Source organism: Bradyrhizobium manausense, from assembly GCF_018130615.1.
In the GTDB taxonomy this organism is placed as follows: Bacteria; Pseudomonadota; Alphaproteobacteria; order Rhizobiales; family Xanthobacteraceae; genus Bradyrhizobium; species Bradyrhizobium manausense_A.
The window spans coordinates 1-25086 of record NZ_JAFCKB010000015.1 but is presented as its reverse complement, the minus strand read 5'-3'; the positions used below and the strand labels follow the sequence as shown (position 1 = coordinate 25086).

Below are 25086 nucleotides of genomic sequence, written 5' to 3'. Positions count from 1 at the left end.
ACCGCTTCACACTTTTCCGGATCATGCCCTAAGCGGCCAGCCGCGGCTGCTGCCACACCGGCAGCTGCATCCGCACGATCAGTCCGTGCGGCTGGCGGTCGTGCAGCGACAGCTCGCCGCCATGGGCGAGCGCGATCGCGCGCGCGATCGACAGGCCGAGGCCGAAGCCGGTGGAATCGTCCATGGTGCGCGCGTCGTCGCCGCGCACGAACGGCTCCAGCATCTCCTGCTTGCGCGCATCCGAGATGCCGGGGCCGTCGTCCTCGACGTCGATGACGAGCCTGGTGCCCGAGACATCGAGGCGGATCGTCACCTCGGCGCCGAAGCGCACCGCGTTCTCGACCAGATTGGTGACGCCGCGATGCAGGTCGTCGGGACGCGCGGCGGCGGTCGCGGATGTCGGGCCGTCATAGTGAACGACGTGGCCCATGTCGCCGAACTGGTCGGCGATGAGCTGCAGCGTGCTGGCAATATCGACCAGCGTCACCGCCTCGATCTTGCGGTCGTTGCGCAGCAGCGACAGCACGCTTTCCAGCATCGAGCGCATCTGGTCGAGGTCGATCAGCATGCGCTTGCGGTTGCCCTCGTCCTCGATGAACTCGGCGCGCAGGCGCAGCCGCGTGATCGGGGTGCGCAGATCGTGGCTGATTGCCGCCAGCATCTTGGTGCGATCCGACATCAGCCGCGCGATCCGCTCGTGCATGCGGTTGAGCGCGCGGGCGACCGAGCGGATCTCCTCCGGGCCGCGCTCGGGCAGCGGCTCTGCCTCGCCGTCCAGGCTGAAATTCTCGGCGGCCGTTGCAAAAGACGAGAGCGGCGCCGCCAGCGCGCGCGCGGCCCACAGGCCGAGCACGGTGATACAGATGAAGGCGGTCATCAGCGTCACCAGCCAGGGCGCGCCCCAGAACCACGGACGCGGGCCGCTCTCGACATGGCCCGCGATCACGGTGCCGTCGGGCAATTGCACGCCGATGCGGTTGGCGCCGCCCTCGGGCGCGAGTTGCACCACCTTGTAGCCATGGCCGAGATGGCGGCGGAGCCCGTGCAGGTGCTGGCCTTCACTGTCCTCGATCACCGTTGCCGTATCAGGCGCTGATATCTCGATGTTGAGCTTGGGGAAGGCGCGGGCGAGATCTGCGGCGAGGCGCGGCCGGTCGTCCGGCCTGGCCGAGCCGAGCAGCAGCGCCGCGTCGGTCAGTTGATGGCCGCCGTCCGGCGGCGTGTCCGGGCGATCCGGCCGGCTGATCAGGAAGGCGGTGGTGACGACGAGATGCAGCGCGACGGTCGAAGCCAGCACCAGCGCGGCGATCTGCCCGCCGATGCCCTTGAGGTGGAAGAACCCGAACGGCCTCATCGTCTCAAAGCCCCGTCAGTTGCTCAGGGGCGTCGTAACCGCTTCCGTTCGGGGCGTAAACAGGTAACCGCCGGAGCGCACCGTCTTGATGATGGTGGGATCGGCCGGATTGGGCTCGATCTTGCGGCGGATGCGGCTGACCAGCACGTCGATGGAGCGCTCGAACGAGCCGGTGTTGCGGCCCTGCGTGAGGTCGAGCAGGCTGTCGCGCGACAGCACACGGCCGGGGCGTTCGCAGAACGTCCGCAGCAGGTCGAACTCGGCGCTGGTCACCGCGACGCGCGCGCCTTCCGGATTGCGCAGCTCGCGCAGGCGCAAGTCGATGCGCCAGCCTTCGAAGGCGAGCGTCGAGGCGCCCTCGATCGAGCTTGCGGCCTGCGCGGAGGCCTGACGCCGCAGCACCGCATTGATGCGGGCGAGCAGCTCGCGCGGATTGAACGGTTTCGGCAGATAATCATCCGCGCCCATCTCGAGGCCGACGATGCGGTCGACGTCCTCGCCGCGCGCGGTCAGCATGATGATCGGCGTCTGTGCTTCCGAGCGCACCTTGCGGCACAGGCTGAGACCGTCCTCGCCCGGCAGCATGACGTCGAGGATGATGAGATCAACGCGGTGGTCGGCCATGGCGCGCGACATCTCGCGGCCGTCGCTCACAGCGGTCACGTTGCAGGAGTTGTTGCGCAGATATTTCGCAATCAACGTCCGGGTTTCGCGGTCGTCCTCGACGACCAGGATGTTGGGAGAGGGATTGGCCATGAGCTTTGTTTGTCCAAGATTCGGGCCAAAAGGCGAAGATTTTTGTTTCCGTTTGTTTCCGAATGTATTTCCGCAACACCCCGCAACGACTGGGTCGTCATACGGCAAGGTCTCGTTAAGCCCATTAACCATAGCGTGGCGCAGCAATGTACGAAACCCCGCAAAACCCACGGTGCCCTCATGACCTCGATTTCGGCGGCCTCCGCCAGTAATCACCAGTCGCCGCTCCAGCGGCTTCAGCAGGAATTGCAATCGGAAGTGTCCGACGGCACGATCTCGTCGTCGGACCAGTCCGCACTGACGACTGCCCTGCAAGACATCGATACCGCGCTCCAGCAGAGCCGCTCCAGCGACCAATCCAGCGGCACCAAGCCGTCCAAGGACGGCCTGAAATCCAAGATCGACGATCTCATCGCGGGCGAGGTCTCGAACGGGACGCTGACATCGGATCAGGCCGACGAGCTGAAGGGCGTGTTTCAGTCCGCCTTCGGCAAGGGACCCGGCGGTCCCGGCGGCGCCGGTGGCCCGCCTCCCGGCCCGCCGCCGTCGGATGACGGCTCTTCGGATTCGTCGTCGACGACGGACCCGACCAGCAGCTCGAGCGAGTCCAGCACCGCCAAGATCCTCGAGCAGTTTCTCCAGGCGCTGCAGCAGTCGCAATCCCAGAGCTCGTCCTACGGCGCCAACGGCAGCACGACGGGCTCGTCGAGCAGTTCGGATTTTTCTGCCCTGCTGATCGACTACAAGAGCTGACCTGAAGCGACGCAGGCCAGCGCGTTCCTCGCCGCGATCGTGCTTCATCCCAGGGCGCACGATCGTCGGCGAGGAATTGTGCTTTCGCGCACGTTCCTCGGCAGGAACCTTCTTCGCGCCGCAACGCTGCAAATGGCGCAGGGAAATTGACGCACATTAGGAACTGCGCGTCTTCGTAGCTGTTCTCTCCGCACGAGTTTTCTGCTGAAGGAGAGGACAGCAATGTTGATGAAATCGATCGCCGCCGGCCTCGCCGGCACGGCTTTGCTTGCGACCGTTGCGTTCGCGCAAAATCCGACCGCCACCACCGACAAGTCGCCGCCCGCGGCCACCGCGACGACGACAACCACGAGCGCATCAGGCGAGTGGCGTGCCTCGAAGATGGCCGGCGTGAAGGTCTATAACGAGGCCAATGAGAATATCGGCTCGATCAACGATCTGCTGATGGACAAGAGCGGTGCCGTCAAGATCGCCGTGATCGGCGTCGGCGGCTTCCTCGGCATGGGCGAGCATCTCGTCGCCGTGCCCTATGAGAAGCTGAAGTTCGTCAACGAGGCCGTGGCCTATACCGGCACCAGCGCGAACCCGAACGCCAAGCCCGCCGCGACCACGACGACTGGCGCTGCCACCGGTACCGAGAAGACCACAACGACCACGACCAGCTCGTCGTCGAAGTGGTATCCGGACCATGCCGTGTTCAACGCGACCAAGGATCAGCTGAAGAACATGCCCGAGTTCAAGTACTCGGAGTAATACGGATCGCGTGAGTGCCGAAGCGAAGCGCGCCCGGTTTTCACCGGGCGCGCTGTCGTGACCTTTTCACACCCGTCATTGCGAGGAGCCACCCGGTCCCGCCTCCGGCGGTCCGGAGGACGGGCTTTGCTGCGCTCGCAATGACGGAGGATGGGGGTGCCTCACTTCACCAGCGGGCAGCCGCCCTTGTCGAGCGGGCGGAAGGCTTCGTCGCCGGGCACGGTGGCGATCAGCTTGTAGAGGTCCCATTCGCCCTTGGACTCTTCCGGTTTCTTCACCTCGAACAGATACATGTCGTGGACCATGCGGCCGTCGATGCGGATCTTGCCGTTCTTGGCGAAGAAATCGTTGATCGGCGTCTTGCGCATCTGCTCCATCACCTTGGGCGCCTCATCGGTCTTGATCGCTTCGATCGCCTTCAGATAGTGCATGGTCGCTGAATAAAGACCGGCCTGGATCATGGTCGGCATGTGGCCGACCTTCTCGTTGAAGCGCTTGGAGAAGGCGCGGGTCTCCTCGTTCATGTCCCAGTAGAACGCATCGGTGACGATCAGGCCCTGGGTGGCCTTGATGCCGAGCGAATGCGTGTCGGTGATTTCCTGGAGCAGTGCGATCATCTTCTGGCCGCCCTGGACGAGACCGAACTCGGCCGCCTGCTTCAGCGCATTGGTGGTGTCGCCGCCGGCGTTCGCCAGCGCGACCACCTTGGCCTTCGAGGCCTGGGCCTGCAGCAGGAAGGAGGAGAAGTCCGACGAGTTGAGCGGATGGCGGACGTCGCCGATCACCTTGCCGCCGCTCTCCTTGACGACGTTGGCGGCGTCGCGCTCGAGCGCCTGGCCGAAGGCGTAGTCGGCGGTGACGAAGAACCAGGTGTCCTCGCCGCGCTTCACCATCGCCTTTCCGGCAACGTTCGACAGTGCGTAGGTGTCGTAGGTCCAGTGCACCGTGTTGGGCGAGCAGGCGACGCCCGTGATGTCGGAGGAGCCGCCGCCGGAATTGATGTTGATCTTGTTCTTCTCGCGCGTCAGCGCCGAAATCGGCAGCGCTACCGAGGACGTCGGCACGTCCATGACCGCGTCCACCTTTTCGTTGTCGTACCAGTTGCGGGCGATGTTGACGCCGACGTCGGGCTTGTTCTGGTGGTCGGCGGACACGATCTGGATCGGGACGCCTGCGACCTTGCCGCCGTAATCGGCAACCGCCATCTCGACAGCGGCGAGCGATCCCTTGCCGGTCGCGTCGGCATAAAGGCTCGACATGTCCGTGAGCACACCGAGCTTGACGACATTGTCGGAAATCTGCGCCTGCGCCGCGCCGCAGGTTGCGGCGATGGCGAAGCCGGCCGCGACGGCGGCGATGAGTTTTTGCATGTTGTTTTCTCCCTTAGTGTTGTTGTTTGGGCTTTGTTGCGGGGACGGTTTTAGCCAGAAACCGTGGCGGGGGCAAAGCCGGGGCGACGCGAGGACGCGTCGAGAACAAGTATGGGATTCCGTCATTCCGGGGCGCGCAATAGCGCGAACCCGGAATCCATTCATCCACCGTCGCTGCGGCGCGATGGATTCCGGGTTCGCGCTGCGCGCGCCCCGGAATGACGAGAAGTCTTTCTACCGGGAGTGTGACGCCACCATACCCCTGACGCCCCTCAGCCTTCGCTGCCCTTGAGCCGTTCGTTGCGTCGGCGCAGACCTTCGAGGGTGGCGAGGAGGATGACCGAGACCGTCGTCAGGATCACCGCTGCTGCCGTGATGGTCGGGCTGATGTTCTCGCGGATGCCGCTGAACATTTCGCGGGGCAGGGTGCGCTGCTCTGGCCCCGCCATGAACAGCACGATCACCACCTCGTCGAAGCTGGTCGCAAAGGCGAACAGCGCGCCCGAGGCCAGCCCCGGCAGGATCAGCGGCAGGATCACGCGACGGAACGCCTCGAGCGGCGACGCGCCGAGCGAGGCCGCGGCGCGTGCGAGGTTGGTGTCGAAGCTTTGCAGTGTGGCGCCGACCGTGATCACCACGAAGGGCGTCGCCAGCGCGGTGTGAGCCAGGATCAGGCCGAGATAGCTGCCGGTCAGCCCGATCGGCGCGAAGAAGAAATACAGGCCGACCGCGGTGATGACGCCGGGCACGACGACCGGCGACAGCACGAACGCCAGCACCAGCGGCTTGAACCGGCTCTTCCACTGCGCGAGCCCCAGAGCTGCCAGCGTGCCGAGAGCCATCGACAGCAGGGTCGAGGCGACGCCGATGATCATGCTGTTCTTCAGCGAGTTCATCCAGCGTGGCGAATTGATGAAATCATCGTACCAGCGCAAGGAGAGGCCGGGCAGCGGATAGGTGAGGTATGAGCCCGAGCTGAAGGACAACGGCATGATCGCAAGGATCGGCGCGATCAGGAAGATGAACACCAGTGTGGAGATGACGATGGTTGCGGTCCAGGCGACGCGCTGGCTGGGCGTGCGGAGGGAGGGAGCGTCGCTCAATTCTTCATCCCTCCCGTGACCTGCTGGCCCTGCACCAGCTTGCCGTAGACGAGCGCGAGCAGAACGGTGGCGAGGAGCAGCACGGCACCCAGCGCCGAAGCGAGACCCCAATTGGCCGTCTCGGTCGTGTAGAGCGCGATGAAGTAGCTGATCATCTGGTCGGCGGCGCCGCCGACCAGGGCCGGCGTGATGTAGTAGCCGAGCGCCAGGATGAAGACGAGCAGGCTTCCCGCGCCGATGCCGGGCAGGGTCTGCGGCAGGTAGATGCGCAGGAAGGCGGTGAGGGGCGGCGCACCGAGCGAGGCGGCGGCACGCATGTAAGCCGGCGAGATCGCCTTCATGCTGCTGTACAGCGGCAGGATCATGAACGGCAGCAGCACGTGGGTCATGGCCACGCAGACGCCGAAGCGGTTGTAGATCAGGCGCAACGGCGCATCGATGATGCCGAGCCAGTGCAGGCTGTCGTTGACGACGCCTTGGCTCTGCAGCAGCACGATCCAGGCGCAGGTGCGGACCAGAAGCGAGGTCCAGAACGGCAGCAGCACGAAGATCATCAGCAGGTTCGACCGGCCGGACGGCAGCGCCGCCAGCAAATAGGCGACCGGGAAGCCGAGGATCAGGCAGAGGGCCGTGACACTGATGCTGATGAGGAAGGTGCGGGCGAAGATTTCGCGGTAGATGGCCTGATCCGGCGAGGCCGCGACGATCGCGCCGTCCACGTTGCGCGTCAGGTCGAGCGCCGACAGCAGGTAGAAGCTGGTCACCGGGCCGCCGGCATCCCTGATCGTCGTCCAGGTGTTTCGTTCGCGCCAGGCCGGGTTGATCTTGATCAGCGCTTCCTTTGCGGTGCCGGGTTCAGGCACCGCCTTCAGATTGCGCGCCGTGCTGGTCAGGATCGTGCGAAAACCGTTCAGGGCGTAGTTGAGCCGCTTGGCTGCGATCGCAACGGTGCCGGACGCGCGCGCCGCTACGATGTCGCTCGCCAGCGCCGCATAGGCCTTCTCGTCCGGCAGGTCCTTGCCGTCCCAATTGGCGAGCGCGGTGACGGTCTGCGGCAGAACCTGGCGCACCTCGCGGTCATCGACCGCGCGCCACAGCATTCCGGCGATGGGGCCGGCGAAGGTGAAGAGCAAGAACAGCAGCAACGGCAGCACCAGTGCCAGCGCCTTGATCTGGCGCGCGCGCTCCGCACGCTTCAGGCGGCGCTTGAGCGGCACCTTGGTCTCGGCATCGACGCCGGTCAGGGACACTGCTGTCATGGCGTGATCATTTCAGGCAAAGGGGCGTGGCGCAGGCGAAAGGGCATCGCCCTCCGCCTGCGCCGCACGCTGGTTCGGTCGCGCGCTATTTCGCGGCCCATTTGTTGAAGCGCTCGGTCAGCTTGTCGATGTTCTCGAGCCAGAAGGCGACGTTGATCTCGACCGCGTTCTTGATGTTGTCAGGCGCGGTCGGCAGGTCCTTCAGGACGGCCGGCTGAATCAGGGCGGCGGCGTTCTTGTTCGAGGTACCGTAGGCAATGTTCTCCGACAGTTTCGACTGGTTCTCCGCCTTGCCGGCGAAGTCCAGGAACTTGTAGGCGGCGTCCTTGTTCGGGCTGCCCTTCAGGATGACCCAGCTGTCGAGCGTGAACAGCGCGCCGTCCCACACCATGCCGAAATTCTTCTTCTCGTTCTTGTTCGCGGTGTCGATGCGGCCATTGTAGACGGAGGTCATCACCACCTCGCCGGAGGCGAGCAATTGCGGCGGCTGGGCGCCGGCCTTCCACCAGACGATGTCGCCTTTGATGGTGTCGAGCTTCTTGAACGCGCGCTCGACGCCTTCGTCGGTCGCCAGCACCTTGTAGACGTCCTTCGGCGGGACGCCGTCGGCCATGAGCGCGATCTCGAGCGTGGTCTTCGGGCCCTGGCGCAAGGCACGCTTGCCCGGAATCTTCTTGGTGTCGAAGAAGTCGGCCCAGCCCTTGGGGGCTTCCTTCAGCTTGTCCTTGTCGTAGCCAAGCACGAAATCATAGAGGATGGCGCCGACACCGCAGGGATTGACCGATGGCTGAATGTAAGCGGCCTCGCCGCCGATCTTGGAATAATCCAGCTTCTCGTACAGGCCTTCCTCGCAGCCGACCGCGAGCTCGTCGCTCTCGACCTGGACGAGGTCCCAGGTGGCGGCGCCACCCTGGACCTTGGCGCGCAGCACGCCGACGCCGCCGTCCCAGGATTCGTCGTTCATGGCAACGCCAGATGCCTTCTTGAACGGCTCGAAATAGACCTTCTTCTGGGCCTCCTGATAGGCACCGCCCCACGACACGACGGTGAGGTCACGCGCCTGCGCGACCGTGGCCAGCGCGGCGCTGGCGCTGAACGCCGCGGCGAAACCCAGAGCAATCTTGCGCTTCAGCATGGTCCTTGTTCCTTCTTCATGTGCGTTACGTTGAGGTTGATCGTTGGGATCAGGCGGGATCGAGGGCGAGGCAGTCCTCGGGGCGGAAGGTGATGAAGACACTCTCTCCGTGTTTCAGGCTGTCATGCGCGCCCGGCTGAAGCTTGACCATGAACTCGGCATTCCCCGAGACATCCAGCACGGCCAGCGCGTGGTCGCCGAGATAGATGGTGTTCTGCACCTTGGCCGGCAGGCGGTTCGGTCCGTCGCTGGAGGTACCATCGGGGACGATCGCGACCCGCTCCGGCCGCACCGATAGGGAAGTCGATGCGCCCGCGCCTGATACATTGACGGCACGGGCCATGACGGAGCCTCCGGCCGCGAGCGCGACGCGGCAATAATCCTTGTCGACCGTCTCCACGGTGCCATCAAGCACATTGTTCTCGCCGACGAAGTTGGCAACGAAGCTGTTGACCGGATGCTCGTACAGCGCGTCGGGCTTGTCGATCTGCTGCACGATGCCGTCGTTGAACACGGCGATGCGGTCCGACATGGTGAGCGCTTCGCTCTGGTCGTGGGTGACATAGACGACGGTGATGCCCATCGTCTCGTGCAGCTGCTTGATCTCCAGCTGCATCTGCTCGCGCAGCCTCTTGTCCAGGGCGCCCAGGGGCTCGTCCATCAGCACGAGCTGCGGGTTGAAGACCAGCGCACGGGCCAGCGCCACACGCTGCTGCTGGCCGCCGGACAGTTGCCCGGGCCGCCGCTGCGCCAGGGTCTCCATCTTGATCATCCGCAGCGCCGCCTTGACGCGCGCTTGCGTTTCGGCCTTGTTCGTCTTGCGAACGGAGAGCGGGAAGGCGACGTTCTCCTCGATCGTCAGGTGGGGAAACAGGGCATAATTCTGGAACACCATGCCGATGTCGCGCTTGTGCGGCGGCATGTTCTTGATCGGACGGTCCGCGAGGTAGATCTCGCCCTGGGTCGGAACCTCGAAGCCGGCCAGCATCATCAGCGTGGTGGTCTTGCCCGAGCCCGACGGGCCGAGCAGGGTGATGAACTCGCCCTTCCTGATGTCGAGATCGAGGTTCTTCACCACGAGATGCTCGCCATCATAGGTCTTCTGAATGCCGGAAAAGCGCACCAGTGCCGGCGCAGATGTGACCATGCCGGCTTCCATGTTGTCCTCGCGCATCAAGCTACACTGGTGTCGCCACCCCTTTTCGAGGTTGCAACAGGCAGCTTAGCATCCTCCAATGAGAATGCCAGCGATGCAAGCGACGGGCCAGCTCGGGGCCGGCGCGCTACATCCCCGACAGCTTGGTCACATAGACGTTCAGGGTGCCGCCGGCTTCCGCGACCACGCGCAGCGTCTTGGCGTCGAAGGCGATGTCGGCCAAGGTGAGACTGCTGATATTGGCCTCGACCTTGACGCCGTCCTCGCTTTTCTGGAAGTCGGCGATGACGGCCGCAATCTTCTCCCGCGCATTGGCGGCGATCGGCTTCAAATCGAGCGTCGCCTTCTGCACCAGCGCCTGCTGCATCTGTGGTACCACCGCACGGGCTGCGGCGCCGAGCAGGCCGAAGGCTGCCTCGGATTCCACCGCGAGCTGGATGTCGGCGAGCCGCAGCGTCTGCTGCGCCTGGTCGAGCATCGGCCGGCCCCAGATGTGCACGGTCGCCTCGGCGCCGAGCCCGAGCCAGCTCTTCTTTTCCTTGGCGCGGACCAGCAGCGAGATCAGCAGCCGGTCGCCCGACGGGACGACGTTGACGCTCTTCACCGTGACGTCGACAGGGCCGGAGCCGTCCTCGGGATAGGTGTGGCTGACCATCTGGGCCGCGATCAGCTTGTTGATCTCGGTGAAAGGCACGTCGATCGGTACGCCGATATTCACGCCGGTGCCGGTCGGCGGCACGATCGAGATCTTGTCGGGGAACGGGCAGTCCGGCTTGGTCGGCGTCGAGGTCACGCGCGTCTCGGCCTCCAGGCCGAGCAGCAGGGTGACGGCCTGCGCATCGACGCGCGGCTGCGCCGCGATGGCGCGGGTCGGCTTCATCTCGAGCCAGAGCGGCGGCAGCGCGGCCGAGGAACTGCTGCCTTGCAGCGGGATCGAGCGGCAGGCCTTGGCCCATTGCACCTTCGCGTTGTCGCGCAGGCTGGGATCGTTGCGGATGCGCTCGGCGACGACGTTGAGCTGATCGCCGACCGTCTTGTCGATCAGCGGCTTCACCTGCGCGGGAACGTTGACCTTGGCACCGGCGACGTTGAGATTGGTGTCACCGAGATTGACCTGGGCGCCGAGATTGGGCTCGAGATGCCAGGCGGCGGCGAGCTTCGGGCGCGAGGTGACGACGACATTGCCTTTGATCTCGGCGCTGGCGTTCAAATTCTTGATGTTGACCGCGCCGATCCGTTTCGCCGCGTCGCCGCCGAGCACGCTGCCAAGCGCATCGCCGAGCGCGCCGGTGGCTTTCGCCGACAGCGACCCCGTCACGTTCAGCTTGCCGGTGATCGGCGTCGACAGCGTCAGCACGTCTTTGTCACCGGTCGCCGACATCGGTCCGCGGGCGGCGGTCCAGCCGATATCGGCGTTCTCCAGGATCTGCGAGATCGGGTTGTCCGCCTTGCCGGCGAAATTGCGCGGCGAGGCCTTCTCGGCCTGCTCCCGGATCGCCGACAGCGCGATCGCCACCGGCGCCACCACGATCGAACTCTTGGACGCGGGCGGCAGCGGCGGCATCTCTGCGACCGGTGGCGTGGAATTGGTCGCGCGCGGCGCGAGCCAGTCCATCGCCTTCAGGCTGATGAAAAACGACGCCGCGAGCACCGCAACGGCGATCAGCACGGTCTTCAAATTCAACGTCAGACGCATCAATCCCCCTGGCCGCCCCGGCGAGATTTTACAGGGCAGGCGAGGAGGGCGCTAGAGCGCACCGATGGGGTGGAATTGCGGCAAATGCGTTAACGGAAGCGGCCATGCCGTTGCCGTTTGTTCTTTCTGCCCGCGCTAACCGCGCCTGGGGCGGCGGACCGCGCGCACCTTGCCGCTGGCGCCGCCGCCGCAGAACAGGCGATCGCCGCCGTCGGACTCCAGCCCCGAGACCATCGTGCCCGCCGGCATATCGAGCTGCTCGAGCACCTTGCCCGTGTCAGGATCGATCCGCCTGATGTCGCTGTCCTCGCCTTCCCAGGTGCCATGCCAGAGCTCGCCATCGACCCAGGTCACGCCGGTCACGAAGCGCTTGCTCTCGATGGTGCGGAGAATCTTCCCCGTGTCGGGATCGATCTGATGGATCTTGCGGTCGCGATACTGCCCGACCCAGAGCGAGCCTTCGGCCCAGGCTAGTCCTGAATCGCCGCCGCCGCCGGGCGCGGGAATCGTGCCGACGACCGCACCGCTCGCCGCGTCGATCTTCTGGATGCGATCCTCTGCGATCTGGAACAGATGCCGGCCGTCGAACGCCGTTCCCGCATGTGCGGCGACATCGAGCGAGCGCGCGATCTTGCCGTTGGCCGGATCGACCGCGTTCAATTTGTCGCCCGATGCGAACCAGACATGGCTGCCGTCATAACTGACGCCATGCACGGCCTCGACGCCCGGAAAGGGGCCGTACTCGGTGACGATCTCTGCGGCGGAACGCTTCATGTGCTAGATCCCTGTGATGCGACCAACCTACGCCTTCAACAACGGCGTGGGGAGTAACAAGCCTGTCGGGAATCCCGGGACGGGCGGGGTCATCCAGCGGCGGGCGCGACCGTGGCCGAACGACTGCACCTTGTTCGATCGCGCCAGCTCTTCGAGCGCCCGCTGCACCGAGCGCGCGCTCATGCCAAGTGCGAGCGCGAGGGCAGAGCTCGACCACGGCTCGCCGTCGGCGAGAATGGCCAGCACGGCGGCGTGCTTCTCCTCGACGGGCCGGGCCAGCACGATGACGTCGCGGGTCTTGCGCGGCGCCAGCTCAAAACCCTGCTTGGTCGCGCTGATCTCGGCCAGCGGCTTGAGCTGGGTGCGGAGCCGCCCGATCTCGACACGCAAGCGTGCGCGATGGGACTCATCGGCGTGCTTGGCCTGGAACGCGCCCGATATCAGCGCCTCGCGCGAGACATCCGCGGGCCAGGCCTGCGCCAAGAGACGGGCGAGCGCGAACAGCACCGGGCGCGTTCCGAGCGGCACGGTCGTGCCTTGCCGGCGCACGACATGATGGAAGGTGTCGACGACGAGCGCGGTCGAGGTCGCCAGTCGCTCGACCTCTCCGAGCAGCAGCGGGTGCTCGCTGCCACGCGCGATCAGCCGCGCGGCCGGCGTATCGAGGATGAGGTTGGCGCTGTCGACCTCGGCGAGGAGCGCAGGGATATTCGCTTGCCGCGCTGCCTTGCCCGCGCGATCGAGTGCGGCGCGCGCATCTTTTGTTTTCAGCCGCCTGATGGCGATGCCGGCGGCGACGAGCTCGCGCACGACCACAGATGCAGGCGGGAGCGGGGCGGCGCCGATCTCGGTCAGCGTGCGCTCGGCGTCGTCGATGCGTCCGAGCAGGAGAAGACGACGGCCTTCGATATGGCCCGCATGGGCGGCATTGGCGAGATCACCGTGGCTTGCGAGCGTGGCGCGTGCGGCTGCAAGCGTCTTGGCCGGCCAGCTCAGGTCGCGCGAGACCAGCGCGATCTCCGCCTCGGCGACGACGCACCGCGCACGCGCGACCGCCTCTCTCGGACCGAAGGCGCGCGCGGCGCTTCGCAGCAGCGTCTTGGCCTTGGCGAGATCGCCGAGCTGGGCCATCGCGATGCCGCGCAGCGCCAGCGAGGGCGCATCGTTGCGCAGTGCGACGCGGTTCAGCGCGCCGAGTGGATCGCCGGCCTCCAGCGCCCGTGCGGCGGCCGTGATCAGCGACTCCATGAAAATCCCGCCACACTTGTTACTCCCACCGCGCAACCGTCTGGTGCCAGAAATCGTCGACGGCCGACAATGGGCGGTGAGCGAAAGGTTTGGAGAGCGATCATGACATCAGCAGACAAAGCAGGAAGTAACGGACAGACCGCCATGCAGACACCGCCGGTGGTGTCGCCGCAGGACTGGGAGGCAGCCCGTCAGCAACTGCTCGTGAAGGAAAAGGCGCATACCCGCGCCCGCGATGCACTCGCCGCCGAACGCCGGCGCATGCCGTGGATGGAAGTGGACAAAGCCTACGCATTCGAGACGCCCAAGGGCAAGGCCAGTCTGCTCGACCTGTTCCAGGGCCGGCGGCAGCTGATCCTGTACCGCGCCTTCTTCGAGCCGGGTGTGTTCGGCTGGCCCGACCATGCCTGCCGCGGCTGCTCGATGGTGGCCGATCAGGTTGCCCACGTCTCCCATTTGAACGCCCGCGATACCACGCTGGTGTTCGCCTCGCGTGCGCCGCAGGCGGATATCGCGCGGCTGAAGGCGCGGATGGGCTGGACCATGCCGTGGGTCACCATAACCGACAGCTTCGATGCCGATTTCGGCGTCGGCGAGTGGCACGGCACCAACGTGTTCTATCGCGACGGGACGCGCATCTTCCGCACCTATCTGATCAAGAGCCGCGGCGACGAGCAGATGGGCGGCACCTGGAACTATCTCGACATCACCCCGCTCGGCCGCCAGGAGGTCTGGGAACAGTCGCCGGCCGGCTATCCGCAGACGGCGACCTACAAATGGTGGAACTGGCACGATAGCTACGAGGATGGCGCTGCGCCCGACAAGAAATGGGTCGAGGTGTCCGATGCCGGAGAGATCGCGCTTCGCACGCCGGGGGCGCAATGACCGAACTCCATCCCGCCGGCGCCAGCCGCGAAGCCGCATCCCACCTTGCCCGATGGCTGGGTCTTGCGGCCAGCCCGATCTTTGCGATCATGGCCGTGCTGACGGCCATGTTCAGCGGCGGCCCGGCGGACATGCTCTGCTCCGCCGGCCACGGGCTGTCGCTGGGCGGGATGGTGCCGATGTATCTGCTGATGAGTGCGTTTCACTCGGCGGCGTGGCTGCGGCTGATGTCGGGGCGGCCACGCGCCGGGCGGGCTTGAACAGATTATCGGCGCAAAATCGCAGACGGCTCCGGCCTCACCGGGGCCGTTTTCGCTATTTGCCGCTTCCGTCGACGAACAATTCCATCAGGACTTCATCAAAATAGCGGCCGTTCTGCTTCAGTGCCTTCACCTCGCGGCCGTATTCGACGAAGCCGGCGGCCTTGTAGAGGCGCAACGCCGCTTCATTTTTGCTCATAACGCTGAGCTGGAGTTTTTCGACGTGCCTTGCGGCATGGGCAATGACCGTGTCGACGAGACGCCGACCGACGCCGGCTCTGCCCGCCGACTGTCGGACATACATGCCCCAGAGGTCGGCCTTGTGCAGGGTCTGGGGACCATCCTGCCGGCGGAAGCCGGCGACGCCGACGATCTCGTCGTCGATGAAGGCGCCGAAGACGTCCGAATTGGTGAGGCGCTCCGCGAACCAGGCGAGGGGCTTTTCCTGCTCGCGCGCGAAGGTGCTGGCGAAAGCTTCGGGATGCGCCGCAAGCGCTTCCAGACGAATGGCGCGGTAGCGGGCGGCGTCAGTGGGTGTGAGCAGTCTGATCATGTGGGCAACGATATCTCATCGCGGAGTGCGTGGCGAAAACGAAAACGGCCCCGGCATCGCCGGGGCCGTTCGTATCCCAATCTCGCTTAAGCGCGGCGCTACCTCAGCTCGGCGCGTCGCTCCGTCATCGGCAGCACGACCACCTTGGTGCCGACGTTGACGCGGGAGTAGAGGTCGGAGACGTCGTCATTGGTCAGGCGGATACAGCCGGAGGAGACGTGCTTGCCGATCGTGTCGGGGGCGTTGGTGCCGTGGATGCGGTAGACGGTGCCGCCGAGATACATGGCACGGGCACCGAGCGGGTTGCCGGGGCCGCCGGCCATGTGGCGCGGCAGGTACGGCTGGCGCTGGATCATTTCCGGCGGCGGGGTCCAATCCGGCCACTCGGCCTTCTTGGTCACCGACTGGACACCGGACCATGTGAAGCCGTCGCGGCCGACGCCGATGCCGTAGCGGATCGCCTGGCCGTTACCGAGCACGTAATAGAGATAGGTGTTCGGCGTATCGATGACGATGGTGCCCGGCGCCTCGCGCGTCGCGTAGGAAACCGTCTGGCGGCGGAAGCGCGCCGGCGTCTCGACAGTGTCCTGATCCTCCGATGGCGCGGCCTGATACGGCGTCGCCTGATAGGGCTGGTAAGGCTGCAGCGGCTGCGGCGCGGTCATGGTCGGCAGCGGCTGGAAGAACGGAAACAGCTGCACGGGCGCGGCCTTGGCCGGGCCGGCAAATGCGATTGCGGTCACAGCCACCGCACCGACAGCAACGGCGCGCGAAAACGTCTTGAACGTGTCCATATTGAACATTGGTCGCCCCTGTTTGCTTGGTGTTTTTGATCACCCCGGCACCGTTTCGGTGCTCCGTTGCCTAAATCACTAACGACAAAACGTTTCGGGACATTTGCGCGGAAAACCGAAAACGGTTTCGTCGCGGCAAGGATTGTTTCATGACAGTTTCGTGGCCGCAGGGGTCCGTTAACGAACAAAACAGCGGGCCGACACTTCTGTGACGTCACACGCCTGAAATATCCTTCGTTGATGGTCCTAAACCGAGAATCATCAAACTCTCGGGATTTCCCCATGCGGGTATTAATCGCGACTGACGCCTGGCATCCGCAGGTTAATGGTGTGGTGCGGACGCTGACCTCGCTGGCGAACGCCGCCAAGGCCCTCGATGTCGAGATCGACTTCCTGACGCCGGACGGCTTCCGGTCGTGGCCGCTGCCGACCTATCCGGGCCTGCGCGTGGCGCTGCCTACGGCTAAGGAGATCGCGCGGCGGATCGAGAAAGCCGCACCGGAAGCGCTGCACATCGCGACCGAAGGGCCGATCGGTTGGGCCGCACGCGCCTATTGCCGCCGCAACCGGCTTGCCTTCACCACCTCCTACACGACGCGCTTTCCGGAATATGTCTCGGTGCGGACCGGTATCCCGGCCGCGGTCGGCTATGCCGTGCTGCGGCACTTCCATGATGCTGCTGCCATGACCATGGTGGCGACGCCCTCGCTGCGCCAGGAGCTCTCGGCGCGCGGCTTCAAGCGGCTCGGCTTCTGGACGCGCGGCGTCAACACCGAGCTGTTCCATCCGGACGCTCCGGCCAAGCTCGATCTGCCGGGCCCGATCTTCATGACCATGGGCCGCGTGGCGGTGGAGAAGAATCTCGAGGCGTTCCTCGCGCTCGATCTGCCCGGCACCAAGGTCGTCGTCGGCGATGGTCCGCAGAAGGCGGCGCTCGAGAAGAAATACCCGGATGTCGTCTTCCTCGGCGAGAAGAAGGGCGCGGATCTGACCGCGCATCTGGCAGCCGCCGATGTCTTCGTCTTCCCGAGCCTCACGGACACCTTCGGCGTCGTGCAACTCGAGGCGCTGGCCTGCGGCACGCCGGTTGCGGCGTTCCCGGTGACCGGACCGAAGGACGTCATTGCCGATCATCCGATCGGCGCGATCGACAACGATCTGCGCGCCGCGTGCCTGCGCGCGCTCACCATGTCGCGCGAGACCTGCCGCAATTTCGCGCTGGAGCGCTCCTGGGAAAACAGCGCGCGCCAGTTCGTCGGCAATCTCACCTCACTCCAGCCCAGCCGTGTGCTGCGCGCCTCGCCTCGCATGGCGCGGCGACCGGTGCGCGGCTGATCCCCATTTTGACCCACAGCGAGAACCTCATCGATGGCTAAGATCATGAACCTTGACGGCACCCAGCAGCTCGACCTCACCCGTGGCACGGTCGAGCAAGCCTATGATCGCTGGGCGCCCGTCTACGATCTCGTGTTCGGCGGTGTGTTCGCCAAGGGCCGCCAGGCCGCGATCGCGGCGACCAACAAGATCGGCGGTCGCGTGCTCGAAGTGGGCGTTGGCACCGGCATCTCGCTGCCGCTCTATGCCCCGAACCTGCGCATCTTCGGCACCGATATTTCGGAGGCGATGCTCGACAAGGCGCGCCGCCGCGTCAGCGAAGGCAATTTGAAGAACGTGGAAGGCCTCGCGGTGATGGACGCCGAGAAGCTCGAATTCCCCGACAATTCCTTCGACGTCGTCATGGCCCAGTATGTCGTCACCGCCGTGCCGAATCCGGAGAAGGCGCTCGACGAATTCGCCCGCGTGCTGCGTCCGGGTGGCGAGCTGATCATCCTCACCCGCGTCAGCGCCGACACCGGCATGCGCCGCTTCATCGAGCAGAAGCTCCAGCCGGTGGTGCGTCCGCTCGGTTTCCGCACCGCCGAGTTCGCCTGGTCGCGTTACGCCAAATGGCTGGCCGGCGCGCGTGGCATCGAGCTCGCCGAGCGCCGCCTGATTCCGCCGCTCGGCCATTTCTCGCTGGTGCGCTTCCGCAAGGTCGACATCGCCAAGGCGGCCTGAGCAGGGCTTGCGTACGAGCGGCGGCTCGCTCCGCCGCTCACGCGTTCGCGTGCGTCACCGCGTCACTGCGCATCGTCACATGACAAGATGATGATGTCACACGGCGTACATCGAATCTCTGTAAATCCTGAACCCGAAAGCATTTTGGGGAAGAGCATGATCAAGAATTATCTCGAGCAGCTGCGGATCCAGCGCTGGGACGACCATCGCTACTATCACCATAGCCGCATCAATCAGAGCCTGCACTTCGTCAGCGCTCTGAGCTTTCTGTTCGCCTATGTCTGGCTGTTCGTCGACCCCATGATCTCGGCGCTGGTCGGCTGGCTGGTCTCGATGACCTCGCGCCAGGCGGGTCACTTCTTCTTCGAGCCGCACGACTACGACCACATCAACCAGGCGACCCACGAGTACAAGGAAGAGATCAAGGTCGGCTACAATTTGCAGCGCAAGGTGGTGCTGATGGCGATCTGGGCGCTGTCGCCGCTGGTGCTGTTCGTCGATCCGACGCTGTTCGGCCTGTTCACGCCCTGGGCCAGCGCGACCGACTTCATGCGCCAGGTGGCCAAGATCTGGCTCGTGATCGGCGGCGGCGGTCTGTTGTTCCGCACCGTGCACCTGTTCTTCATCCGTGACGTCGAGACCGGCCTCGTCTGGATGACCAAGATCCTGACCGACCCCTTCCACGATTTGATGCTCTATCGCAGCGCTCCGCTTGCCTTGATGCGCGGCGAACTGATGGATCCCGGCCTGCATCTCAACCCCGAGCATACGCTCGGCCTCATCTCCGAGCCTGGGCTCGAAGAGCAGCACGCCTGAGCGCGCTGTTCTCACCACATACTCCGATGTCTGATGGTTGCGTCATGCCCGGCCTCGTGCCGGGCATCCACGTCTTGGGGGGCACTTCACGCTTCGTCATTCCGGGGCGGCTCGAAGAGCCGAATCCGAAATCTCGAGATTCCGGGTTCGATGCTTCGCATCGCCCCGGAATGACGGAGAGGGTAGAGCCAGCCTCAGCGCCCAAAGCGCTTGGCCAGCATCTCTTTCAAAATCTGCCGCTTGATGTTCTTGTTGGTGAGCGCGCCGTCGTGCCACCAGAAACCGTCGGCCTTCATCTTCTCCGCGGCGCGGACGAAGCGCTCGGCGACTTCGGCGAAGTCGGCGTCGGTGTAGTTCAGGCTGAAGATCAGCCGGCCGGTGCCGACCCAGCTCAGGGACAGGCCCTCGGCGCGCAGATAATATTGCAGCATCCAGTTGTAGCGGGACGGGGTGGTGTATTTCACCGTCCAGATCGACGAGAAGTTGGCGAACTGCACCGGCAGCCTGGCGTCCGTCATCATCTTGTTGAGTTTCTCGACGCGGCCGTTCCAGGTCGCATCGAGGCCGTCATAGATGGCACGGAAGTTCGGGCTGGCGAGCCGGCTCAGAAACTCGTCCATCGCCGTCATGACGTAGGGGTGCGAGTTGAAGGTGCCGCGGGCGAAGCAGAGGTCGGCGGGACGGTCGTCGCGGAAGCGGCGCATCAGCTCCTTCTTGCCGCAGACCACGCCGACCGGCAGGCCGCCGGCGAGGCTCTTGCCGTAGGTCACCATGTCGGCCTTGACGCCGAAATATTCCTGGGCGCCGCCGGCGGCGAGACGGAAGCCGACGAAGACCTCGTCGAAGATCAGCACGATGCCGCGTTGGTCGCAGACCTCGCGCAACTTCTTGAGCCATTCGGTGTAGGCGGCGCGATCGAAATTGCCGCCGCGGGAGGAATCGACCAGCGAGGAATCGCCGGGCGCGTTGACGTTGGGATGCAGGCCCTGCAGCGGATTGACCAGCACGCAGGCGATGTCCTTGCGCGTGCGCAGGACGTGCAGCGTCTTCTCGGACATCTCGGAGAGCGTGTAGGTCTCGTGCGCATTGATCGGGTTGCCGACGCCGGGCTGCACGTCGCCCCACCAGCCGTGATAGGCGCCGGCGAAACGGACCAGATGCGTGCGCTTGGTGTGGTAGCGCGCGAGCCGCACCGCCTGCATCACGGCTTCGGTGCCGGACATGTGGAACGAGACCTCGTCGAGGCCCGAGATCTGGCAGAGCCGCTGCACGTTCTCGAGGATGACGGGATGGTAGGGGCCGAGCACTGGACCCAGCGCATGAGCACGCTTCTCGGAGCCCTCGATGCACTCCTTGTAGAAGTCGTTGCCGAAGATGTTGACGCCGTAGGAGCCGGTGAGATCGTAGGACGTGTTGCCGTCGACATCGGTGACGGTGACGCCGCTCGAGGACTCCATGAAGGTCGAGGTGCCCAGATGCTCGCGGATGAGCCGCGAGAACTGGAACGGCACGCGGTAGCTTTCGGTGAAGTTGAGGTCGGAGATCGTCTCCGCCGCCTCCTTCGTCATCGCGCGGCCCTTGGGGTAGCGCTCGGCGTAGAGAGCTGCGAGGCGGAAGAAGGCATCCTTGCGCTGCTTCACCACGTTGTCAGGCGCGCCGTCGCAGCCGAAATACTTGTCGCCCGCGAACTCGTAGAACGGGAGCAGCTTTGCCACCCGGCGCGACATCTTGGAGTGCCCCGCGAGCGAGCGGTGCTTGGCGCGGGACAACTCGACCCGCGCCTTGATCTTCGGGAGGACGGCGGCAGCAGACGCTGCGGCGGCCACGGACATCGAGAGAATCGGGAGTGTCGTTTCCATGACAACAAGCGCTAATACTGTGAGCTGACAGATTCATGACAGTCAAAGCCCTCATCGCCTCTTTCACCCAGCAGGAAGACCTCAACTTCCTGTTGACCAACCGCATCCCGCGCGCAGGCCTGACCCGCTTCATGGGCTGGTTCTCCAAGATCGAGAACCCGCTGGTGCGCGACTTCTCGATCGCGCTGTGGAAGCTGTTCTCCGACCTCGATCTGTCGGAGGCGCGTAAGACCCACTTCAAGAGCTTGCACGACTGTTTTACCCGTGAGCTGAAGCCGGGCCTGCGTCCGTTCGATCCCGATCCTTCGGTGGTCGCCAGTCCCTCGGACGGCATCGTCGGTGCCCACGGCAAGATCGCCGATACCGAGCTGTTTCAGGTCAAGGGCGCGCCCTATTCGCTGCTCGACCTGCTGGGTGATCCCGCGCTGGTCGAGCAGCACCGCAACGGAAGCTTCGTGACGCTGCGGCTGACCTCGAGCATGTATCACCGCTTCCACGCGCCCCATGATGCGCATATCGAGCGCGTCACGCTGATCCATGGCGATGTCTGGAACGTCAATCCGATCGCGCTCAAGCGGGTCGAGCGCTTGTTCTGCAAGAACGAGCGCGCGGTGATCCGCACGCATTTGTCGACCGGCGAGGCCGTGACGCTGGTGCCGGTGGCCGCAATCCTGGTCGCGAGCATCCGTCTGCACTTCCTCGACATGGTGCTGAACGCGCAGATGAAGGGACCTGTCAATTTCCCCTGCGACGTCAGCGTGATCAAGGGTGAGGAGCTCGGCTGGTTCGAGCACGGCTCGACCATTATCATCCTCACACCGGGTGACTTTTCGTTCTGTGACGGCATCGCCGAAGGCACGCGCATCCGCGCCGGTCAAGCGCTGCTAAAAAGAAACTAGCCTTCAATCCGCCGTCCCCGCCGCCTATATCGGCGGCGGGGACGGCGAGACGGCACGACAGGATTGGCGATGGCGCGGGCGCCGGTGATGGCGGCGGGTGGGATTGTACTGCGGCGGGGCGACGCGCCGCTGATTGCGGTCGTACGCCAGCGCAAGCGCAATGAATGGGTTTTGCCCAAGGGCAAGCTCGACGACGGCGAGACGCCGAAGCAGGCCGCGCACCGCGAGGTGCTGGAGGAGACCGGTCACGACGTTGCGATGCACGAATTTCTGGGCACGCTCGTGTACCAGTCGGGAGGCCGCTCCAAGGTCGTGCATTTCTGGCGGATGGAGGCCGAGGGCGGCCCGGTCCGGAAGCTGATGAACGACATCAAGGCCGTCGACTGGCTGACGCTGGACGACGCGCTGGCGCGCCTGTCGCGCGAATATGAGCGCGCGTTCCTCACCCAGGTCGGCCCGATCGCGGTCGCGGCGGCCGGGCTTGCGCCTGCGGCAACTGAGCCGACGCCGACACTGGCCGCCGATGATATCGACGCGGCCTTGCAGACGCTGACGCCGGCTGAGGCCGCCTCCGTCGATGAGCTGCGACACGGTTTGCTGCAGAAGGTGCGAGCCTGGCTGCGCGGCGAGGCGTGAGACCTCTCTTTCACCTCTCCCCGCAAGAGCGGAGCGAGGGAGCGCACCGAGCGCTTCAGCGCACACCAGACTCTATCGCTTCTTCATCGCTTCTTCTTTTCCTTTGGCGCCGGTGCAGGCGCGGCTCTGCGTGGCGCGGCGGGCAAGCGCTGCTGGAAGCCGGGCTGGCGTGGCGCTGCGCCTTGCTGCGGCTGGGCGGTCGGCCGTCCGCCGGGCTGCAATCCGGTGCGCGGCGTTTGCGGCTGTGGCGTCGTGCCCGGCTGGGGCGTGATCGCGCCTGGCCGCTGCGGCGGTTGTCCGCTGCGCTGTGGCTGCGTCTGCGGCGCGGCGCCGGGCTGCGTGCCTTGTCCGGTGCGCGGCTGGGCGGCCGGCTGTCCCGCGCCCTGCTGGCCGGGCTGCTGCGGACCTTGGCCCGCGCGCGGCGTACTCGGTTGGGCGCCGCCGCCTTGGCGCTGCGGTTGCTGCGTGCCCGGTTGCGTTCCTTGGCGACCCGGCGCACCCGGCGGCTGCTGGCCCGGACGGTTGTTCTGACCGGGCTGGCCCGGTTGTCCGTTCGGTCGCTGCGGCTGCTGGCTCGGCGCCGGATTCGGGCGCAATTGCTGTTGCTGCGGCGGCTGCGCCGGCCGCGGAATGCGGCTGATCGCGGCCGGATTGGCGCGGCGGAAGTCGCGTTGCTCGGTGACGATCTGGCGGCCGGTGGTCTGCGCTGCGTGAACCTGGCTGACGAAGCCGCGGTCGCGCGCGATCTGCTGCGGCGGGATCGTGATCGGCACCGCGGCGAAGCGCATGCCGCCCGGGCCGGCCGCACCCGGCCGGATCGCAAAGCCGCTGGAGGCCTGCGTCAGCGCGCCGAGCCGCGTGCCGCTGGCGCGGTCGTTGACCTCGATATGGCCGACCCGGCCGTCGGCGTCGGGATAGAGCTTGATGTTAACGTTGTTGGCGCTGCTCGCGGCCGCGCCCTCGGGCACGTCGACGACGCCGGTGGTGCCGCGGATGCCGAGCGTCGCGGTCGGCGTCGCGATCTTCATGTCGCCGGTCTTCGCCACGGCTGCGGCAACGAACGCGACCGTGCCTTTGCCGACATCGAAGATCGCCGAATTCTGCTTGCCGCCGTCCTCATAGACGTAATTGTCGATGGTGATCTTGGAGCTGGCGGAGAGGTTGAACGTGGTGGCGTCGTTGAAGGTGATGCCGAGCGACGAGTTCGAGGAGGTCTGCACGACGTCGTTGAGATAGATGTCGTCACGCACTCTCAGCGGATATGAGTTCTTGTCGCGGATCACGGTCGCGATCCCCGTCACGGTCGCGACGTTGCCGATCGGCTCAACGGCCGCGGGTTGTGCATCGGCGGCCGGCGCAGGGGAGGCCGATGGGGCTGGCGAGGGCGCGGGTGTCGGTTGGGCCTGCGGCTGCGCTTGTGTCTGCGCTTGCGCGAGTTCGATTGCATCGGACGCGCACGCCCTGTCCGCGCCGGCCAGCGGCAGCGCCAGCAGCGGCAAAGCAAACACGACGCGGCGCCAAGCCACCATCAAAGCCACGAATGAGGTCCCGGTGAGAATACGAGGCGAGATCGGCCGATATCAGCTGGAGATTGCTGAATGGCGGATGAACATCTGTCGCATAGGACGGGCGGATGTTCAAAGGGCGCGGTGCTAGACTGGGGTCAGGCCTCTCCACATCGTCATGGCCGGGCTTGACCCACGGCTGTCCGGTTTAAATTTATTGGCGAAGCGCATGGCGTTGATTCTACTCGATCCTGGACGTCTGCAAGCGTTCCGGGACACGAATGGAGATCAGCGCCATGCCGCACCACAATACAGTATTTCGCGATCTGCTGAAGCTTGTGCCGTGGCATCGGTTCGAGGCGCTTGTGGACGATCATGATGCCGACGCGCGGGTTCGCCGGCTCTCGACCAAGGGCCAGTTTGTGGCACTGCTCTACGGCCAGCTGTCGGGCGCCTCGGGCTTGCGCGAGATCGTGACCGGGCTTTCGAGCCACGCGGCCCGGCTCTATCATCTGGGCGCGGATCCGGTCCGCCGGTCGACGATGTCGGATGCCAATGCCAAGCGGCCTGTTGCGGTGTTCGGCGAACTGCTGGAAGTCATGATGAAGCAGGCCCATCGCGGGCTGCGCCGCAAGCTCGCCGAGACGACCTATCTAATTGATTCCACGAGTGTGCGTTTGAGCGAGCACAGCTCCGGCTGGGCCCGGTTCTCGTCCGGGGTCTGCGGCGCCAAGGTGCACGTGATCTACGATGCCGACGCCGATCGTCCGATCTATGCCGCGGTCAGTGCTGCTAACGTCAACGACATCACTGCAGCCCATCAGATGCCGATCACGCCGGGTGCGACCTATGTCTTCGACCTCGGATATTACGATTATGCCTGGTGGGCCGAGCTTGATGCCGTCGGCTGCCGCATTGTCAGCCGGTTCAAATCCAACACCCCGATCGATGTGGTCAAGGAGCTGCCGGTCACCCCGGGCAGCAACATCCTGTCCGATCGCATCGGCTTCCTCCCGGCACGCCAAGCCAGATGCCGCCGCAACCCGATGCAGGATGCGGTGCGCGAGGTGCGCATCACCACCGAGACAGGAAAGGTGCTGCGCCTGCTGTCGAACGATCTCGATGCCAGCGCCGAGGACATCGCCGATCTTTACCGCCGCCGCTGGGCCATCGAGCTGTTCTTCCGCTGGGTCAAGCAGACCCTCAAGATCACTCGCTTCGTTGGCACCTCAGAAAACGCCGTGCGAATCCAGATTGCCGTTGCCCTGATCGCCTTCCTGCTGCTGCGCCTCGCTCAGGCCACGCAGCAAGCCATTCGAAGTCCGCTCGTCTTCGCAAGGCTGGTTCGCGCTAATCTCATGCAACGCCGCCGTATCGACAACTTGCTCGCCCCGCCGCCGACCGTCCAAGATCAGCGGCAGATGTGCCTAAGTCTTCCTCAAACCTAAACCGGACAGCCGTGGG

General features: G+C 65.3%; 24 protein-coding genes. 10 read left to right on the top strand and 14 right to left on the bottom strand.

The genetic code is table 11. The annotated features are described in order from the left end of the window. Positions 1–28: 28 nt before the first annotated feature. Both JQ587_RS24815 and JQ587_RS24810 read right to left on the bottom strand, forming a co-directional pair. Positions 29–1354 (bottom strand): ATP-binding protein, encoded by a 1326-nt coding sequence (locus JQ587_RS24815; RefSeq protein ID WP_212427023.1) that lies wholly within the window; start codon positions 1352–1354, stop codon positions 29–31. 15 nt (positions 1355–1369) lie between these two features. Then, positions 1370–2110, bottom strand: coding sequence for a response regulator (locus tag JQ587_RS24810; RefSeq protein WP_212298954.1), 741 nt, complete (start codon positions 2108–2110; stop codon positions 1370–1372). Positions 2111–2290: 180 nt separating this feature from the next. Between JQ587_RS24810 and JQ587_RS24805 the strand changes: the two genes are divergently transcribed. Both JQ587_RS24805 and JQ587_RS24800 read left to right on the top strand, forming a co-directional pair. Further along, entirely contained in the window at positions 2291–2863 is a 573-nt protein-coding gene (locus JQ587_RS24805; RefSeq protein ID WP_212427022.1) for a hypothetical protein, read from the top strand. Positions 2864–3085: 222 nt separating this feature from the next. Next, positions 3086–3616, top strand: coding sequence for a PRC-barrel domain-containing protein (locus tag JQ587_RS24800; RefSeq protein ID WP_212298952.1), 531 nt, complete (start codon positions 3086–3088; stop codon positions 3614–3616). A gap of 161 nt (positions 3617–3777) precedes the next feature. Here the strand turns inward: JQ587_RS24800 and JQ587_RS24795 are convergent, their stop codons facing one another. The 8 genes from JQ587_RS24795 to JQ587_RS24760 all read right to left on the bottom strand — a co-directional run bounded on the left by JQ587_RS24795 (position 3778) and on the right by JQ587_RS24760 (position 13357). Continuing rightward, a complete protein-coding gene (locus tag JQ587_RS24795) occupies positions 3778–4986 on the bottom strand; it encodes an ABC transporter substrate-binding protein (protein WP_212427021.1) in 1209 nt (402 codons plus the stop codon). Between the two features lie 272 nt (positions 4987–5258). Continuing rightward, complete coding sequence (locus tag JQ587_RS24790) at positions 5259–6089, bottom strand: ABC transporter permease (RefSeq protein WP_212427020.1); 831 nt, start codon at positions 6087–6089, stop codon at positions 5259–5261. Further along, the gene (locus JQ587_RS24785) at positions 6086–7348 is read right to left on the bottom strand and encodes an ABC transporter permease (protein ID WP_212427019.1); all 1263 of its coding nucleotides are present in this window, start codon (positions 7346–7348) and stop codon (positions 6086–6088) included. Before JQ587_RS24785 ends, JQ587_RS24790 begins: the two co-directional genes overlap by 4 nt. 85 nt (positions 7349–7433) lie before the next feature. Then, a complete protein-coding gene (locus JQ587_RS24780; RefSeq protein ID WP_212298948.1) occupies positions 7434–8483 on the bottom strand; it encodes an ABC transporter substrate-binding protein in 1050 nt (349 codons plus the stop codon). Between the two features lie 49 nt (positions 8484–8532). Continuing rightward, positions 8533–9642, bottom strand: coding sequence for an ABC transporter ATP-binding protein (locus JQ587_RS24775; RefSeq protein ID WP_212427123.1), 1110 nt, complete (start codon positions 9640–9642; stop codon positions 8533–8535). A 124-nt stretch (positions 9643–9766) separates the two neighbouring features. Then, positions 9767–11335, bottom strand: a complete 1569-nt coding sequence (locus JQ587_RS24770) for a DUF4403 family protein (protein WP_212427018.1) — start codon at positions 11333–11335, stop codon at positions 9767–9769. A gap of 135 nt (positions 11336–11470) precedes the next feature. After that, the gene (locus tag JQ587_RS24765; RefSeq protein ID WP_212427017.1) at positions 11471–12109 is read right to left on the bottom strand and encodes a Vgb family protein; all 639 of its coding nucleotides are present in this window, start codon (positions 12107–12109) and stop codon (positions 11471–11473) included. A gap of 27 nt (positions 12110–12136) precedes the next feature. Continuing rightward, positions 12137–13357 (bottom strand): helix-turn-helix domain-containing protein, encoded by a 1221-nt coding sequence (locus JQ587_RS24760; RefSeq protein WP_212427016.1) that lies wholly within the window; start codon positions 13355–13357, stop codon positions 12137–12139. Positions 13358–13459: 102 nt separating this feature from the next. Between JQ587_RS24760 and JQ587_RS24755 the strand changes: the two genes are divergently transcribed. After that, positions 13460–14242, top strand: a complete 783-nt coding sequence (locus JQ587_RS24755) for a DUF899 domain-containing protein (protein ID WP_212427015.1) — start codon at positions 13460–13462, stop codon at positions 14240–14242. Then, positions 14239–14502 (top strand): hypothetical protein, encoded by a 264-nt coding sequence (locus JQ587_RS24750; RefSeq protein WP_212298942.1) that lies wholly within the window; start codon positions 14239–14241, stop codon positions 14500–14502. The genes JQ587_RS24755 and JQ587_RS24750 overlap by 4 nt, the downstream gene beginning before the upstream one ends. 55 nt (positions 14503–14557) lie before the next feature. On the opposite strand, the gene JQ587_RS24745 is transcribed toward JQ587_RS24750, so the two are convergent. Beyond that, a complete protein-coding gene (locus JQ587_RS24745) occupies positions 14558–15055 on the bottom strand; it encodes a GNAT family N-acetyltransferase (RefSeq protein WP_212427014.1) in 498 nt (165 codons plus the stop codon). Between the two features lie 98 nt (positions 15056–15153). Beyond that, positions 15154–15858, bottom strand: a complete 705-nt coding sequence (locus tag JQ587_RS24740) for a L,D-transpeptidase (RefSeq protein ID WP_212427013.1) — start codon at positions 15856–15858, stop codon at positions 15154–15156. Between the two features lie 273 nt (positions 15859–16131). On the opposite strand from JQ587_RS24740, the gene JQ587_RS24735 reads away from it, so the two are divergent. The 3 genes from JQ587_RS24735 to JQ587_RS24725 all read left to right on the top strand — a co-directional run bounded on the left by JQ587_RS24735 (position 16132) and on the right by JQ587_RS24725 (position 18723). Further along, entirely contained in the window at positions 16132–17184 is a 1053-nt protein-coding gene (locus JQ587_RS24735) for a glycosyltransferase family 4 protein (RefSeq protein WP_212298939.1), read from the top strand. A 33-nt stretch (positions 17185–17217) separates the two neighbouring features. Further along, positions 17218–17907, top strand: coding sequence for a class I SAM-dependent methyltransferase (locus tag JQ587_RS24730; protein WP_212298938.1), 690 nt, complete (start codon positions 17218–17220; stop codon positions 17905–17907). Between the two features lie 156 nt (positions 17908–18063). Then, positions 18064–18723 carry a hypothetical protein gene (locus JQ587_RS24725; protein ID WP_212427012.1) on the top strand — a complete coding sequence of 220 codons (660 nt, stop codon included), beginning with the start codon at positions 18064–18066 and terminating at the stop codon, positions 18721–18723. 194 nt (positions 18724–18917) lie between these two features. Here the strand turns inward: JQ587_RS24725 and JQ587_RS24720 are convergent, their stop codons facing one another. After that, positions 18918–20582: an aminotransferase class III-fold pyridoxal phosphate-dependent enzyme gene (locus JQ587_RS24720; protein WP_212427011.1), complete on the bottom strand. Its 1665-nt coding sequence runs from the start codon at positions 20580–20582 to the stop codon at positions 18918–18920. Between the two features lie 35 nt (positions 20583–20617). On the opposite strand from JQ587_RS24720, the gene asd reads away from it, so the two are divergent. Further along, positions 20618–21481, top strand: a complete 864-nt coding sequence (gene asd / locus JQ587_RS24715; protein ID WP_212427010.1) for an archaetidylserine decarboxylase — start codon at positions 20618–20620, stop codon at positions 21479–21481. Between the two features lie 69 nt (positions 21482–21550). Then, a complete protein-coding gene (locus JQ587_RS24710) occupies positions 21551–22117 on the top strand; it encodes an NUDIX hydrolase (protein WP_212298934.1) in 567 nt (188 codons plus the stop codon). Positions 22118–22200: 83 nt separating this feature from the next. On the opposite strand, the gene JQ587_RS24705 is transcribed toward JQ587_RS24710, so the two are convergent. Continuing rightward, positions 22201–23646 carry a FecR domain-containing protein gene (locus JQ587_RS24705; RefSeq protein ID WP_212427122.1) on the bottom strand — a complete coding sequence of 482 codons (1446 nt, stop codon included), beginning with the start codon at positions 23644–23646 and terminating at the stop codon, positions 22201–22203. Positions 23647–23918: 272 nt separating this feature from the next. Between JQ587_RS24705 and JQ587_RS24700 the strand changes: the two genes are divergently transcribed. Next, the gene (locus JQ587_RS24700; protein ID WP_212427121.1) at positions 23919–25070 is read left to right on the top strand and encodes an IS4 family transposase; all 1152 of its coding nucleotides are present in this window, start codon (positions 23919–23921) and stop codon (positions 25068–25070) included. Positions 25071–25086 lie beyond the last annotated feature (16 nt).